Genomic DNA, 15421 nt, shown 5'->3' with positions numbered 1-15421 from the left:
CATGTGTCTTGCGATCCCGATCCGCGTCGAGGCGCTGCTGGCCGACGACATGGCGCGCGTCACGCTGAGCGGCATTTCGAAGACCGTCTCCATCGCGCTGCTGGAGGATGTGCAGGTCGGCGACTATCTGCTCATCCATGCCGGGTATGCGCTGACCAGGCTCGATCCGGATGAAGCGGAGCGGACCCTCGACCTGATGCGCGAGGCCGCCGTTCCGGGCCTTGCCGAGATGCAGGATTGGCGGCCTTGAAATACATCGACGAATATCGCGACGGGACACTCGCGCGTGCTATCGCCACGACGATCGCATCCGAGGCGGTTCCGGGCCGGCACTACCAGTTCATGGAGTTCTGCGGCGGCCACACGCACGCGGTCTCGCGCTACGGCATCGAGGACCTGCTGCCGTCGAACGTGCGGATGGTGCACGGTCCCGGCTGCCCGGTTTGCGTGCTGCCGGTCGGGCGCATCGACGACGCGATCGCGCTGGCCCTGCGCCCCGGCGTCACGCTGTGCACCTATGCCGACCTGATGCGCGTGCCGGCCTCGGGCGGTGGCAGCCTGCTCAAAGCCAGGAGTGCCGGCGCCGACATCCGCATGGTCTATTCGACGATGGACGCGATCCGCATCGCCGAGGATGAGCCCGGCCGCGACGTGGTGTTTTTCGCGATCGGCTTCGAAACCACCACGCCTGCGACCGCCATCGCCATCCGGCTGGCCCGCCGGAAGATGCTCCGGAACTTCAGCGTGTTCTGCAACCATGTGCTGACCCCGCCGGCAATCCGCGCGGTCCTCGACGTGCCCGACGACGATAATGCGGATGAACATACGGGTGGCGTCAGGATCGACGGCTTCGTTGGCCCGGCGCATGTCAGTACGGTGATCGGCACGACCCCTTATGTGGCACTCGCCAAACATTTCAGGAAGCCGGTCGTCGTTGCCGGGTTCGAGCCGCTCGACATGATGCAGGCGATCCTGATGCTCGTGCGGCAGATCAATGATGGGCGTCATGATGTCGAGAACCAGTATATCCGCATGGTGTCCGAAGCGGGCAACCTGATCGCCCAGCGTGCGATCGCCGAAGTTTTTGAGCTGCGGGCGTCGTTCGAATGGCGCGGTCTGGGAGAGCTTCCGGACAGCGCCTTGCAGTTGCGCGAGGCCTATGCCGATCTCGACGCGGAACGGCGCTTCTCGATCACGACCGTATCTACCGCCGACAATCCGGCCTGCGAGTGCGGCGACGTTCTGCGCGGGCGCACGAAACCTGCGGAGTGCAAGCTGTTCGGCACGGTCTGCTCGCCCGAAACCCCGATGGGGTCGTGCATGGTATCCCCGGAAGGGGCCTGCGCGGCGCATTGGGCTTATGGCCGTTTCCGCAATCGCGTCGCACGCCAACCTGTACCGGCCGCCACGTGAGCCTGTCCCCGTCTCCGGCCTCGATGGACCCGGCCCCCAGGCTGCGAACCCGCAGGCTGGACCTGCGGAACGGCCGGGTCGACCTTTCGCATGGCGCCGGCGGCCGTGCCACGACCCAGCTCATCGACGAGATCTTTCGGCCCGCGTTCGATAATCCGCTGCTGGCTCAAGGCAACGACCAAGCCGCCTTCGACGTGCCGGCCGGCCGGATGGTGATGTCGACCGATAGCTACGTCATCTCCCCCTTGTTCTTTCCCGGCGGCGACATCGGTTCGCTGGCCGTGCATGGCACCATCAACGACGTGGCAATGGCCGGGGCGCGTCCCCTGCATCTCGCGGCCGGGTTCATCCTCGAAGAGGGTTTTCAGCTTGCCGACCTGCAGCGCATCGCGACCAGCATGGGGCGGGCCGCGCGCGATGCGGGCGTGGCGATCGTGACCGGCGACACCAAGGTGGTCGAGCGCGGCAGCGGGGATGGTGTTTTCATCTCGACGACCGGGATCGGGATCGTCCCGCCCGGTCTCATCTTATCCGGCGATCGCGCACGTCCCGGGGACCAGGTAATTCTCTCCGGCAGCCTTGGCGATCATGGCGTCGCCGTTATGTCGCAGCGGAACAATCTCGGTTTCGAGACGACGATCCTGTCCGACAGCGCCGCCCTGCATGGTCTGGTGGCGGAGATGGTGCACGTGGCCGGCGCCTCGCTCCGCCTGCTGCGCGACCCGACGCGCGGTGGCCTCGCCGCCAGCCTCAACGAGATCGCCCAGCAATCGAACGTGGGGTTCCTGATCAACGAGCATGCGATCCCGGTCAAGGACCAGGTGGCAGCCGCGTGCGAGCTTCTCGGGCTGGACCCGCTGCATGTCGCGAACGAGGGCAAGCTGGTCGCTGTCGTTGCCCCGGAGGCGGCGGACGCGTTGCTTGCGGTGATGCGGGCTCATCCGCTCGGGCGGGAGGCGGCACGCATTGGCGAGGTGATCGCCGATGAACAGCGCTTCGTGCAGATGATCACTTCGTTCGGCGGCGGCCGGATTGTGGACTGGCTCACAGGTGAGCAGCTTCCCCGAATCTGCTGACCTGCCGCGACGGCCTGCTGAGGCTGTGCCCGCGTATCAAGTCGGGTAATCTGATGCCCGGGGGTCTTATGGGGCCTATGCACGGGCTTGATATGACCGTGTTCTCTATGCTGCCGCGAACGGAGGGCGTTTCAATGCGAGAAGAGGCAGCAGCGCCCGGGTTGCGCCAAGAAGTCGCGTGTCGCACCACCGAGAAGTACCTCCTGCATCCGCTTGTGCCCGTAAGCACCGATCACCAGCATTCCTGCGTTTTTCTGTGCTGCGACATCGTCAAGTTCGCGGCCGCGGCTGTCCGCGGCCGTCATGGCCTCCGCGTCTGCAGCCACGCCATGAAGCCTCATCCATATGGCGACATCTTCGAGCCGAAGGCGTGCCTCGGGCAGCCCTTTCTCTTCAGTCAGTTCCACAACGTCGACCCGGCCGGCCTTCCTCAGAAAGGGAAGAGCGTCCTGAACCGCACGCCGCGTCTCTCTCGTGTCCTTCCAACCGACAACAACCCGCTCCAGATCCAGTGCCGATGCTGAAGGCGGCACAAGCAGGACCGGTCTCCCAGCTTGCATGACGAGGTCGCCGGGACTGGATCCTCGTGCCGTGCCGAACAAGCTGCCATGCGCCGCCGGAGCGCTCAGGATCAGGTCGGCCGCTCGTGCGTGGACGGCGACGGTGGCTGCGGGCGGCTCATAGGTCATGATCGCACGCCACTGCACGTCCTGCACTCTGCCACTCATCGCCGTGTGGAATTCGGCCTTCACCGCCAGCGTTCGCCGTTCCAGGGATGCGTAGTCCTGGTCCGCCATCCCGCCGGCGCGCGTACTATCGCCGTAGTCCGCAGCCAGGGGGTGGCTGGCAACGAGACCAATGACACGCGCACCGAATAGCTCGGCAACTTCCGTGGTGACCTTAAGAAGGACCTGGTTCGGTCTGTCAGGGTCGAGAAGCACAATCAGGCTTGAATATGTCATGAATTGCGAACGTCCGCGCTCGGGGTAAAATTGGTAGCCCGCAGGGGCGTAGCTAGAGGTGGTTATTAGATCTGTTGGCTAAAGTGTTTAGTCCCGGCATTTGGTGGATCGGGTCTACAATGAATCGCTGTGGCTCGTTTGTCCAGGTTTTGCAGATGAATTCATAAGGTGTGAGGCCCTTGAGGGTCTTCAGGCGGCGGGCAAAATTATAGGCGGTGACGAAGTCCGCCAAGTGGCTTTTGAGCTGGTCGTGGCTCTCATAGTGGTATCGCTTGACGGTGGCTTCCTTGAGGGTCCGGTTCATGCGTTCGACCTGCCCGTTGGTCCACGGGTGGCGCGGCTTGGTCAGTCGGTGATCGATGTTGTTCTGAGCGCACGCATACTCGAACGAGTGCGCCCGGAAGAGTTGACCGCTGTCCATGGCGGCCCGGATCTCGGCCGCGGCCGAGCAGACGTTTCCGGGTGTTGTGAAGTGGGTGCCGTTGTCTGTCAGGACGGTGTGGATTTTGTAGGGCACGGCTTTGATGAGGGCGCGGAGGAAGTCGCCGGCGACCTGCCTGGTGGCTTTCTCATGCAGCTCGGTGAAAGCAAACTTCGAAGTCCGGTCGATGGCGACGAGAAGGTAGAGCTTGCCTTGCTCGGTGCGGACCTCGGCGATGTCGATGTGGAAGTAGCCGAGCGGATATTCCTTGAATTTCTGCTTGTCGGGCTTGTCGCCGGTGACGTCAGGCAAGCGAGAGATGCCATGGCGTTGCAGACAGCGATGTAGTGACGAGCGGGTCAAATACGGGATGGTGGCCTGCAGGTCGTAAAGGCAGTCGTCGAGCGGCAGCAGCGTATGGCGACGAAATGCCACGATGATGGCCTCGTCCTCAACCGACAACACGGTCGATTTCAGGTCTCTTGGACCGGTTGGCTGGTCCGTGACTGAGGTCCGCTGCTTCCACTTTGCGACGGTTTTTTGGTTGATGCCGTAGCGCCGGGCAAGAGCCCTCAGGCTCTCTTGACTATGCTGTATCGCTCGACGGATCGCCGTAGTCGTTGTGGCACAGCCATGCAGAACCTGGCCCATAATGCTTCCTTCCATCCACCGGATAAGAATGCACCATCAAAACCTGGGACGAAACAGCTAAGGTGGAGTTACGATACTGACCTTCCCCCGACAAAGTGGACACCGGTTACGGCTTACGCAGCCGCAGCGCTTTGTTCCAGATCAGCAGGTGAGCGGTATCCGATAGCTGAATGCAGCCGGGTCCGGTTGTAGAAGCCTTCAATAAAAGCAAACACAGCATTCTTCGCAGCCAGGCGCGTTTCGAACGGCTGGCGAGCGTCCAGTTCTGTTTTCATGCTGCCAAAGAAGCTTTCCATGGGCGCGTTATCCCAGCAGTTTCCTTTGCGGCTCATGGAGCAGAGCATGCCGGTGTCGGCGAGCAACCGGCGATAGGCATGAGCCGCGTATTAGGATCCACGATCGGAATGATGAAGCAGGCCCGGTGCTGGACGTCGGTTGGTGATCGCCATCTGCAGGGCGGCGAGGGTCAGTTCCTGCGGCATCGTGTCGCTCATCGACCAGCCGACCACGCGCCTTGAGAACAGGTCGAGCACGACGGCCAGGTAGAGCCATCCTTCGGACGTCGCAACGGAGGTGATATCGGCCAGCCACGTCCGGTTGGGAGCAGGTGCCTCGAACTGTCGGTCGAGCAGGTTTGGGGCTAGCGGCAGGGCGTGCTGGCTGTCGGTCGTGCGCGGTCCCCGCCGCTAATACCGGCCCTGGATGCCGTGATGGCGCATCAAGCAGGCGACACGGTTCACGCCAACCCGCTGTCCCTGAGCACAAAGTGCCGCGTGCACGTGCGGACTGCCATAGACGGCGCGGTTGTCGGCATGGACGTGACGAATTCGCCCGGTCAGGTCGCGATCGGCAACAACACGTGCACTTTCTGGCCGTCCGCGCCACGCATAGTAGCCGCTGGCACTGACCTCAAGCACCGCACACATGAGCCGGACCGGGTAGACCTGCCGGTTGTCCTCGATAAAGCAGAACCTCATTTCGCTGGACCCGAGAAGATGCCGATGGCTCTTCTAAAACGTCGCGTTCCATCTGCGCATACTCGAGCTCACGGCGAAGGCGACGGATCTCCAGCTGATCGGCAGATGGCGCCATCTTCGAAGCTGGCAGACTGGATCCGATCGATGGCCTCGCCACACCGTTCGCTGGACCCCGCCAGCTTCGCAACATCGATGGCTGGATGCCCAAACCGGCCGCAACCTGGATGAGCGGCCGTCCGCTCGATGCCAGCAACGACACCGCCTCCCGTTTGAAATCGTCCGTGAATGAACGGCGCGTCTTGTTTGTCATCATCACACCTCGCCCCCTTAGGAGCTTATACGAGGTGTCCGCCAAACCGGGGGAGGGTCACTGCCGCCCGATGCGCCGGGCGCCCAGGCGGCGTGCGATGAAGCGGAGGGGCTGCGCCGGCAGTGGATCAGCCACGCCGAGATGACTGTGGCAGCGGACTGGCTCGACCGGCAACCGCAGCTGGGACGCGACGTGTTCGCGCGCGGGTAGGCGGAGGTGGCATGGGCAGGGCAGGGTGCCGGATACACGTCTGAGCTCAGCGCCGACGACAAGGACACCGATGATGCCGGGCTGGCAGATGACGCCGGGCGCGACGATCTAACAGCACTGCTCAGGGCGTGCCTCGTGGCGTTGCGGCTGCCCTCGCACGCAGACGCCTTTCAGCTGCGGCGGCTGCCGTTCTGGACGGTCGCCGACGCACTTGCCCGAATCACTCGATTGCTGCCGGCGCAGACCGAGCGGGTGTCGCTGGAGTGGTTTCTGCCGGAGGACCGCACTGGAGAGACCGGCACGCACCAACCGCTGCGACGCAAGGCAGCGCTGGCCGCCACGCTGATCGCCGGGCTGGAGCTCGCGCGCGGTGGGAGTCTCACGCTGGAGCAGCAGACACTCTGGCAGCCGATCCATGTTGAAGGGGAGGCCGCCTAATGAGAGCTGGCATCGAGGATTCACGTCGTCATAGACTCAGCATGTCGGACGCGTCGCACCGGGAGTCGTCATGCAGATCTCTGAGATCACGGATCCTTCGAAGACTGAGCTCCAGGCTCAGGGTGACGTGCGTCACCCCCGCAAGCTCGGGACGATCCCCGTCACGGTGCGGCTGGATCCACCCCGCTACGACCGCCTGAAACGGCTGGTGCAGCGCTACACGACAACCGGCCAGCACATCATTCAGACCGCGCTCGACCGCAGCATGGTGACGCTGGAGCGGGAGCGCATGCCCAAGGTCGACATTGCCGGGCAGAGCATGCTGTTCGAGCCGGCGGTCGACGGCCAGGCCAGTGTTCCCCGCAAGCCGCGACAGGACAGCTTCGCCTTCGTGCGGCCGGAACCGACGGTGGCGCTGACCTACCGGGCGTCGGTGCCGATGCACCGCTGGCTGCACCAAGCGGCGGCTGAACGCGACATCACTATTCAGGAGCTCATTAACGATGCGCTGAAGGCGGCACGAGGGGCACAGTGATCAACAGGTCTGCACTGCCTGCAGCCCTGGCGGCGGCAGCCCTGATTCTGGCTTCCGTCTGGATCATCCGGCCGTTCCTGGCGGCGTTCGTTCTGGCGGTGACCATCGTCGTGTCCACATGGCCTCTGCTGCTGCGCATCCAGGCGGTGCTCTGGCGCAGCCGCGCTCTGGCGGTCGGCATCACCACGCTGATCGCGCTGCTGGTGTTCATGATTCCGTTCTGGTTGGCGGTGACAACTTTGGTTGCCCATCGCGACGAGGTCCCCCGCCTGGTGCTTGCCGCCAGCGCGTTCCGTATCCCGCAGCCGCCGCGCTGGCTATCGCGCATTCCGGCCGTCGGCCCTCATATCGTCACGACCTGGCAGCAGGCGCGCGACGCGGGTATCCCGGAACTGGCGTCGCGCATCAGGCCCTATGCCGGGCAGGTGGCACATTGGTCGTTTTGCTTCGTCGGCAGCTTCGGAGGAATGGCTGTGCGGCTCCTCCTGACGCTCATCATGACCGCGATGCTGCACGCCAAAGGCGAGGCGGCGGCCGAGCTGGCGATGCAGGTCGGCGGTAGCCTTGCTGGCAGACAAGGTCGCAATCTGGTGGACTTAGCTGGTCGCGCTATTCGTGCCGTGGCCATCGGCGTGGTGGTCACGGCTGTGGTGGAGGCCGTGATCGCCTTCGTCGGTCTGCGGTGCACCGGCGTGCCGTTCGCCTTGATCCTAGCGGCGATGACTTTTGTCGTCTGCCTGCTGCAGGCGGGACCGGGGGTCATCCTAATCCCGGCAGTACTGTGGATGTACGTCTTCCGGGACGGCGGACTGGCGACGCTGCTGCTCGTCGTCACGATAGTGGCGATCGTCATCGACAACCTGTTACGGCCATTCCTGATCCGTCGTGAAGCCGACGTGCCGATGCTGCTGGTCATTGTGGGAGTGGTTGGCGGCGTCGCGGGGTTTGGCCTCGTTGGCATCATCGTGGGACCGGTGCTGCTCGCCGTCAGTTCTGCCATGCTGACCGCATGGATGGGTGCCAAGCCGTATCAGCCGCTGCCTCCAGCGAAATCACATTGATTGCAAGGACCGCATGCAACGATGAATGACCAGGAGGGCTGTTACAGACCGCAAGTATCACCTTCACCTCGGCTCAGGACTCATTGATCACAGCCAGAAGATGACGGTCGCTGCGATGCAGATGGCTGACATGAAGGTGTGGGCGCAGCGGTAATAGCGGGTGTGGATGCGCCAGTCATTGAGCTTGCCGAACATGTTCTCAATTCTGTGACGTTGACGGTAGAGCGGGCGGTTGTGCGGGACGGGCACCTTGTGATTGACTTTTGACGGGATGGACGGAGTGATGCCGCTCGCGGTCAGCGCAGTCCGGAACCAATTGGCGTCGTAGCCCCGGTCGGCGAGCATGGCCTTAGCCTCGGGGAGTGCCTCGATCATGAGTACGCACCCTTGTAATCGCTCATCTGGCCTTCGCTAAGCAGCATGACCAGTGGCCGCCCTGGCCGTCGCAGACGGCGTGGAGCTTTGAGTTCAGGCGGCCTTTGTGCGTCCAATACGGTGGGGAACAGGCCATTTCCAAATGGTTTGCCGCCGTCCGGTGCGCCTTCAGGTGTGTCGCTTCGATCGTAAACTGGTCGGGTTTGCCAGCCTTAGCGGCCAGTGCCGAAAAATCCAGTTGAATACACCCAGACGGCTCCAACTGATGACGCGGTTGTAGATCGTCTTGTGCGGTCCATACTCCTTTGACGCATCGCGCCGGCATAGGCCGTCCCGGATCACGAACATGATGCTGCTGATTACGCCGTCGGACGGCCGAAGCTCGTGATCAGCGATGCATAGACCGTGGACCCGTCTTGCACATCCAAATCAAGCTTCAACTCGGTTTCCATTGGCGGACCTGTCATTTCGCTATTCGTTCTTATCGGGCGGCCGTGGGAGCGAGACATATCGCCGCCCGCTGAAATCGATGCCGAATTCACTGTTCTCACGGAAGCATGATTGACGTGGACATGATGAACCTTTGCATCGCGGGCTATGGGGCGACCAAAGCGCTGTTCTCCGCGTCGATTGGAAGTCGGAAAAGCGTCGGAATCTACGCAGACCTCGCAGGCACTGCAGTGCTGGCAACGGTCATCACCACGCTAAGAGCGCCTTTCAAAACCTTGTACTGCCCGGCGATCTGATTCATGAGGAGACATGGCTTCTCCTCTCGTCTCCGACGCCCTCTGGTCGATCATCGAGCCGTTGCTGCCCGTGCCTCCGCCACGACCGCGGGGCGGCAGGCCGCGGGTACCGGATCGGGCGGCGCTGACCGGGATCCTGTTCGTGCTACGGACCGGCATCCAGTGGGAGATGCTACCGCTTGAGGTGGGGTGCGGCTCGGGCATCACGTGCTGGCGTCGCTTGCGGGATTGGCAAGAGGCGGGCGTGTGGGATGCACTGCACCGCGAACTGCTGCGTCGGCTGCGGGCGGCCGACCGGATCGACTGGAGCCGGGCCTGCCTGGACAGCGCATCGCTGGCTGCAAAAAGGGGGGCGACAAGACAGGGCCAAACCCGACCGATCGAGGCAGGCTCGGCACGAAACGCCATCTCGTCACGGACCGGAGCGGCATCCCGCTCGCCTTCATACTGACCGGCGCCAACACCAACGACAGCATGCCGTTCGAGGAACTGCTCGACAGCATCCTGCCGATCGGCGGCAAGCCGGGCCGGGCACGACACCGGCCGGACAAGCTGCACGCCGACAAGGCCTACGATCACCGACGTTGCCGCCAGGCCTGCCGCCGCCGTGGGATCTCACCCCGCATCGCCCGGCGCGGCGTCGAGACCAGCGAGAAGCTGGGCCGACACAGGTGGGTCATCGAGCGGACCTTCGCGTGGATCAACCGCTACCGCCGGCTCGTCACGCGCTACGAGCGCAGAAGCGATATCCACCACGCATTCACCGCTCTCGCCTGCTCATTGATCTGCTTCAACACGCTGCAGAAGAGGTTTTGAAAGGCGCTCTAAAGCCGACGCAGGCGGTTCGCTGAAACATGCGTGTATGGTCGGGCGTTCTCTCACACGCGCGATCTACCCGCCGAAGGATATGTCGTGACCTGCGGACAATGCGGAGATGCCCGTACGTCGCGGCGCTCCCCTCGAATCCTCGGTCCCTAGGTAGTTTCCGATCCTGTTGGGCGGGGGCGCCTTGGCGCAGTCCCGTCCCTGCTTGTCGCGATCGAACGGCTGGGCATGGCTGGCACCCGCGAAACCATGGATACCGTTGTGACCGATACATTCTTTCTGGAGAAATTCGCCGACAGAACGGAAACCGTGTGGACACGGAGCGACGCGTCGCAGATCGTCGAGCATCATGGCGCCCCTACCCGTGCTTATGGCGCGCTTTACAGCAACGGGCCGATCCACAGCATGAACATCGACCGCCGCGCGCGCCTGCCGGACGATGTCGCCATCGACATTCTCTATTGTGGCGTGTGCCATAGCGATATCCACATGATCCGCGGGGAATGGGGCGAACAGCCGTTTCCAATGGTGCCAGGGCACGAGTTTGTGGGTCGGGTATCTGCCGTCGGCCAAGCGGTTACCCGGTTCTCGCCCGGAGATTTTGCCGGGGTAGGCTGCATGGTCGACAGCTGCAAGGCGGGTCTGGAGCAATATTGCACTAAGGGCACGACGGTGACCTATGCCTCGCCCGACCCGCGTGGTCCCGGGCGTACTTACGGCGGCTATGCCGAACGGATCGTGGTGCGCGAACGCTTCGTCGTCAAAATTCCCGATGGTGCGGACCTGGCGTTCACCCCGCCGTTGTTGTGCTCGGGCATCACGACCTTTTCCCCGATGCAGCATTGGCGCTTGGGTTCGGGCCAACGCTTCGCGGTGATCGGGCTCGGTGGGCTGGGGCATACGGCACTGAAGCTCGCGGTCCATCGCGGCGCCAAAGCGACCGTCTTCACGACAAGTGCGGACAAGGCCAAGGACGCTTATGCCATGGGCGCCAAGGACGTCGTTGTGTGGCAACCGGCTGCGACCGATCCGATCCCGCTGGCCGAACAGATGGCTAACCGCTTCAATTTCCTGCTTTCAACCATTCCTCTCCCGTTCGACGTCGCACCCTTCCTGCCGCGGCTCCGACAGGACGATATTTTCGTCAACGTAGGCGCGCCTGGCGTAATTGCGGGCGTCAGTGGCGGGGCCTTGTGGAATCAACGGCGCTCGATCGCAGGGTCCTGCATCGGCGGGATGCCAGAGACGCAGGAGGTGGTCGACTATTGCAGCGCCAATGCCATTCGGCCGCAGATCGAGCTTATCCGCCCCGATCAGATCGACGAATCTTACCTTCGGGTCGAACGCAAGGACGTGCGCTATCGCTTCGTCATTGATCTCGCCTCGGATCGGATTGGATGAGGCGGCCTAACACGCTTTGCACTCCGAACTCGACCGAAAGCTATTGACTAAGCCGCCGCCTTTGGGCCGCAAGTTCGTCGGACAAACTCATGGTAGCAAGACGCAAAAATTCCTCTACACCGGCCGTCCGTACCGCTTTGGCTGGAGACGTGCTAGTCGCGCTGGCTAAGTCCGCTGCCGCGCTGTGGACCGGCAGTTCCGCCATGACGAGCGAAGCGATCCACTCCTTCGTCGATGCGGGGAACGAAATCCTGCTTCTCTACGGCATTTGCCGCGCCGGGCGCCGGCCCGATATCGAACACCCATTGGGCTACGGGCGCGAGCTCTACTTTTGGAGCTTCATCGTCGCCCTCCTGGTTTTCGCCTTGGGCGCGGGATTTGCCGTCTTTGAAGGCATCAACCACGTACTTCACCCCGAACCGATCCAGCATCCATTGATCAACTATTTGGTGCTTGGCGTCGCGTTTGGGCTGGAAGGATGGGCATGGCTGGTGTCCTTTAAGCAGTTCGACGCCGCCAGCGGTGATCTTGGTGTTTACGCGGCCTTTCGCGCCAGCAAGGATCCACCATCGTTCATGATCCTGTTCGAGAACAGCGCGGCCCTGTTGGGGCTCATAGTCGCAGCAATTGGAACCGCTTCTGCCGTCGCATTCCACCAACCCTATTTGGACGGCGTGGCGTCGATCGTCATCGGCGTGATCCTAGGTGGGACGGCTGTCCTGCTGGCGCGCGAAAGCAAAAGCTTGCTGATAGGCGAGCGTGCTGATCCGCATTTGTCACACTCGATCCTGGCAATCGCTGCCGCCGAGCCATTCGTCACACGTGCGAACGGTCTAATGACGGTCCAGCTCTCTCCTGATCAGATCTTGGCCGCACTCAGCCTGGAATTTTCTGACGAGCGGACGATTTTGCAAGTCGAGCAACAAGTGATTGCCCTCGAGCAACATGTCCGCGCGGCTCATCCTGAGGTGGTCGTTTTGTTCATCAAACCGCAGACCGACAAGACCTATAGTGCACAGCGACGTGATCGGTTTGGAGATCCGGTTGAAGGTGCGCCCAAGCGTCGTCGAAGTTGGCCCTTCCGCCTGAGGTTGCCTTTACTCGCTCCGAGGTCATGGCTGCGGCGGCGTCGTGTCCCGCCGATGACTTCAAAAGGCGCCGTTCCCGCGGTCGAGGTGTGATAGGATGCAGGCGATCGGGACGTGATTTGATCGGCGAGTTGGTCCGTGTAGGATTCCATACAGCAGGCCTGTAAATTAGCGTCGAACCGGGCCCCCGGATCGGCATGCAAAAGGGACCCCCTTATTGCGCTGGCCGGCGTCGATGATGGGCGCAAGCAGCGCGAAGGATCATTTATGTGGTGTTAGCTGCGGTGCTTGAAGCGCCAGCTGTCGTTGCCGGTCTCGACGATGTCGCAGTGATGGGTAATCCGGTCGAGCAGCGCAGTCGTCGTCTTGGGATCGCCGAACACAGTGGGCCATTCGCCGAATATCAGGTTGGTGGTGATGAACCCCGAGGTCTGTCGGTAGAGCTTGCTGATCAGGTGGAAAAGCAGCTGACCGCCCGAGCGGGCGAAGGGCGGTGCGATAGTCTTGTGCCGTTCGTGGCGAAGCAACGGCACGGCCAGTCGCATGAGCAAAGGCCCGCAGGCCAGCTTGGGTTCGACCGGGATAATTATCCGTTCCGCATGCTAGAGCAGAGTCTGATCGTTCCGGCACGTAGCCTGCGGCCGTGAAGTAATTTTCGCACTCGCGTTGGCTGAAGGTTGGGAGCGCGTCGCGGATGGCGTTCCAGAGGTCATCGATGGTCCGAGCGGCTGCCTTGCGCAGCACCGCCTTCAGCTTGGCGAACGCGTTCTCGATCGGATTGAAGTCCGGTGAGTAGGGCGGCAGGTATCGAAGCGTGGCTCCTGCAGCATCGATCATGGCGCGAAAGGCAACATCTCTATATGGGCGGCCAGGTTGTCCATCACGACGATGTCGCCTGAGCACAACGTCGGGACGATCACCTGCTGGATGTAGGCATGGAACGCCTCGGCGTTCATCGGACCGTCGAGCACCATTGGTGCCGTCATGCCGGAGAGCCGGAGTGCGCCCGTGAAGGTGGTGGTCTTCCAGTGCCCGTGCGGAACAGGCGCGCGGCAGCGGTGAGCACGCCGGGCGCGGGCGCGCAGGCGCGCCATCTTGGTGGAAACACCTGTTTCATCGATGAAGACCAGACGGGCCGGGTCGAGGTCTGGCTGGGCGTCGAACCAGGCCTGCCTGCGCACGGCGACGCCCGGCCGCTCCTGCTCGCTGGCGTGTGCTGTTTTTAGGAGATGGCCCGCCCCTTATCTCTCCGACACCGAAAACTGGAGCGCTAAGCTGTTTGGGCAACCGGAGAAACAGGAGCTGGGCTAATGCAGATTGCAGTATTGGGTATCGACCTCTGCAAGAACAGCTGCAGTGTCGTGGGGCTGGATACAACCGGGTGCGTTGTCCTGAAGCGTCGCCTCCACCGTGATGGCGTCCTGAAGCTTGCAGCGAGCGTGCCCAGCAGCGTGATGGCAATGAAGGCCTGCTGTGGCGCGCACCATCTTGGCCGGATATTTCGCGATCAAGGACACGAGGTTCGGCTGATGTCGCCGGAATATGTCCGACCCTACGTCACGGCTCAGAAGAATGATGACCGGGATGCCGAGGCGATCGCCGAAGCGGCAACGCGGTCGACGATGCGGTTCGTGACGCTGAGGAGTGAGACACAGCTCGACATGCAGAGCCTGCACCGTGCCCGCGACCGGCTGGTCGGCGAGAGAACCGCCCTGATCAACCAGCTGCGCGCCATCCTGCTTGAGCGTGGGATCATCGTGCCGCAGGGACGGCGCAAGGTGGAACTGCACCTCGAGGCGCTTTTGGCCGGATAAGGCGTTGGGTTGAGTGCAAGAACCCGGCTGCTGGTCGACGATCTGCGTCTCGAGTGGAGCGGGCTGGATCGCCGTATCGAGGGTTTTGACGCCGAATTCGCAGTAAAGGCGCGCACCAACGAGACCGCCCGCCTCTTGACCACGATCCCGGGTATCGGCCCGCTGAACGCGACGGGGCTGGCGGCCGCCATCGGCAACCCCTAGACTTTCGGGCGTGGACGCGACCTGGCCGCCTGGCCGGGGCTGGTGCCCAAGCAGATGACGACCGGCGGCAAGCCGAAGCTTCTGGGAATAACCAAGCGCGGTAACGGCTACCTGCGCAAGATGCTGATCCACTGTGCGTGTGCAGCCTTGCCGTCGCTATCCAAGGGTGAGACCCCGATGGGTGGCTGGTTGCGCGGCTTGCTCGCGCCAGCGCACGTGAACACCGTAGTGGTGGCGCTGGCCGCCAAGCTGGTACGGATCATCTGCGCAGTGCTTCGGAGTGGGCGGAGGTTCGAGCTCACGACTGCAACGGTGTCATAATCAATAGAATTGGCCGGCCGCGCTTACCCGGCGTGGACGGTTGATGGCGTCTGCGGGTGGTTAATGCGAGGTGGCCTGAGAGTTGATTGGTGTTCTGGAAACCTGGTTCAAAAAATGGCGCTCGACGCCGATGTTTTTATGAGGACCGGGACGTGCGGACCTCCATCTTGGCCGGGACAATGTCCCGAGATTGGATACGTTGGCGTAGACTGACCAGATCGCAAAGATCGCTTGCAGACTGGGCGGGCCATACGTTTTTTAAGGTCATCCCGTGGCGGTCGAGGAAACGCCAGATCGTGCTTGGCGCGAACGACGCACCATGCCGCTCACGTAGCAGCTCAGAGAGCTCGACGAGAGTTATATCCACCTGCGCGTCGATAGCCGCGAGGATCACCACCCGGTAGCTCTCGATCCGCTGGAAGCGCAGGTCGTCGCCCTTGGGCCGCGGTGTTGGCAGTCCCTCCGTCCGCCGGGCCCGAACCCAACGGACCGCTGTCGCTACTGCCACGCCGAACCGCGCAGCGGCGGCATTGCGCGACATGCCACCATCCACGGCGGCGATTACCCGGTCTCGAAGGTCCTGAGAAAGTGTC

General features: G+C 62.8%; 12 protein-coding genes and 5 pseudogenes. 10 read left to right on the top strand and 7 right to left on the bottom strand.

The annotated features are described in order from the left end of the window. Position 1 precedes the first annotated feature (1 nt). The 3 genes from HN018_RS25830 to hypE are packed head-to-tail and all read left to right on the top strand — an operon-like array spanning position 2 to position 2489. Positions 2-250 (top strand): HypC/HybG/HupF family hydrogenase formation chaperone, encoded by a 249-nt coding sequence (locus tag HN018_RS25830; RefSeq protein ID WP_171835744.1) that lies wholly within the window; start codon positions 2-4, stop codon positions 248-250. Then, positions 247-1413 carry a hydrogenase formation protein HypD gene (hypD, locus tag HN018_RS25825; RefSeq protein ID WP_171835745.1) on the top strand — a complete coding sequence of 389 codons (1167 nt, stop codon included), beginning with the start codon at positions 247-249 and terminating at the stop codon, positions 1411-1413. The genes HN018_RS25830 and hypD overlap by 4 nt, the downstream gene beginning before the upstream one ends. A gap of 23 nt (positions 1414-1436) precedes the next feature. Continuing rightward, positions 1437-2489 (top strand): hydrogenase expression/formation protein HypE, encoded by a 1053-nt coding sequence (gene hypE, locus HN018_RS25820; RefSeq protein WP_171835751.1) that lies wholly within the window; start codon positions 1437-1439, stop codon positions 2487-2489. 131 nt (positions 2490-2620) lie between these two features. Here the strand turns inward: hypE and HN018_RS25815 are convergent, their stop codons facing one another. The 3 genes and pseudogenes from HN018_RS25815 to HN018_RS25805 form a co-directional block, all read right to left on the bottom strand. After that, complete coding sequence (locus tag HN018_RS25815; RefSeq protein WP_171835746.1) at positions 2621-3451, bottom strand: adenine nucleotide alpha hydrolase family protein; 831 nt, start codon at positions 3449-3451, stop codon at positions 2621-2623. A 52-nt stretch (positions 3452-3503) separates the two neighbouring features. After that, a complete protein-coding gene (locus HN018_RS25810) occupies positions 3504-4523 on the bottom strand; it encodes an IS481 family transposase (protein ID WP_171835747.1) in 1020 nt (339 codons plus the stop codon). Between the two features lie 113 nt (positions 4524-4636). Next, positions 4637-5810 (bottom strand): annotated as a pseudogene (locus tag HN018_RS25805) (IS3 family transposase). Positions 5811-6026: 216 nt separating this feature from the next. Here HN018_RS25805 and HN018_RS25800 point away from each other — a divergent pair. The 3 genes from HN018_RS25800 (at position 6027) to HN018_RS25790 (ending at position 8054) form a co-directional block, all read left to right on the top strand. Beyond that, a complete protein-coding gene (locus HN018_RS25800; RefSeq protein WP_171837571.1) occupies positions 6027-6458 on the top strand; it encodes a hypothetical protein in 432 nt (143 codons plus the stop codon). Positions 6459-6528: 70 nt separating this feature from the next. Beyond that, positions 6529-6993, top strand: a complete 465-nt coding sequence (locus tag HN018_RS25795; RefSeq protein WP_171837570.1) for a hypothetical protein — start codon at positions 6529-6531, stop codon at positions 6991-6993. Next, the gene (locus tag HN018_RS25790; RefSeq protein WP_171837569.1) at positions 6990-8054 is read left to right on the top strand and encodes an AI-2E family transporter; all 1065 of its coding nucleotides are present in this window, start codon (positions 6990-6992) and stop codon (positions 8052-8054) included. The genes HN018_RS25795 and HN018_RS25790 overlap by 4 nt, the downstream gene beginning before the upstream one ends. An 87-nt stretch (positions 8055-8141) precedes the next feature. On the opposite strand, the gene HN018_RS25785 is transcribed toward HN018_RS25790, so the two are convergent. After that, on the bottom strand, positions 8142-8429 hold the full coding sequence (locus tag HN018_RS25785; RefSeq protein WP_171837568.1) for a transposase: 288 nt from the start codon (positions 8427-8429) through the stop codon (positions 8142-8144). A gap of 759 nt (positions 8430-9188) precedes the next feature. On the opposite strand from HN018_RS25785, the pseudogene HN018_RS25780 reads away from it, so the two are divergent. The 3 genes and pseudogenes from HN018_RS25780 to HN018_RS25770 form a co-directional block, all read left to right on the top strand. Continuing rightward, positions 9189-9907: pseudogene (locus HN018_RS25780) on the top strand (IS5 family transposase); the annotation flags it as partial. 321 nt (positions 9908-10228) lie between these two features. Continuing rightward, on the top strand, positions 10229-11401 hold the full coding sequence (locus tag HN018_RS25775; protein ID WP_239479427.1) for an NAD(P)-dependent alcohol dehydrogenase: 1173 nt from the start codon (positions 10229-10231) through the stop codon (positions 11399-11401). 89 nt (positions 11402-11490) lie between these two features. Beyond that, positions 11491-12582: a cation diffusion facilitator family transporter gene (locus HN018_RS25770; protein ID WP_171837387.1), complete on the top strand. Its 1092-nt coding sequence runs from the start codon at positions 11491-11493 to the stop codon at positions 12580-12582. A gap of 182 nt (positions 12583-12764) precedes the next feature. Here the strand turns inward: HN018_RS25770 and HN018_RS25765 are convergent. Both HN018_RS25765 and HN018_RS28905 read right to left on the bottom strand, forming a co-directional pair. Further along, positions 12765-12980 (bottom strand): annotated as a pseudogene (locus tag HN018_RS25765) (ATP-binding protein); the annotation flags it as partial. Positions 12981-13110: 130 nt separating this feature from the next. Next, positions 13111-13712 (bottom strand): annotated as a pseudogene (locus HN018_RS28905) (IS630 family transposase); the annotation flags it as partial. A gap of 87 nt (positions 13713-13799) precedes the next feature. On the opposite strand from HN018_RS28905, the pseudogene HN018_RS25750 reads away from it, so the two are divergent. After that, positions 13800-14828: pseudogene (locus tag HN018_RS25750) on the top strand (IS110 family RNA-guided transposase). Between the two features lie 136 nt (positions 14829-14964). Here the strand turns inward: HN018_RS25750 and HN018_RS29285 are convergent. Then, positions 14965-15369: a winged helix-turn-helix domain-containing protein gene (locus HN018_RS29285; protein WP_171837385.1), complete on the bottom strand. Its 405-nt coding sequence runs from the start codon at positions 15367-15369 to the stop codon at positions 14965-14967. Between the last annotated feature and the right edge of the window lie 52 nt (positions 15370-15421).

The sequence above is a fragment of the Lichenicola cladoniae genome, from assembly GCF_013201075.1.
In the GTDB taxonomy this organism is placed as follows: Bacteria; Pseudomonadota; Alphaproteobacteria; order Acetobacterales; family Acetobacteraceae; genus Lichenicola; species Lichenicola cladoniae.
The sequence above is the reverse complement of the archived record's forward strand: the minus strand, read 5'-3'. Positions and strand labels throughout refer to the sequence as shown.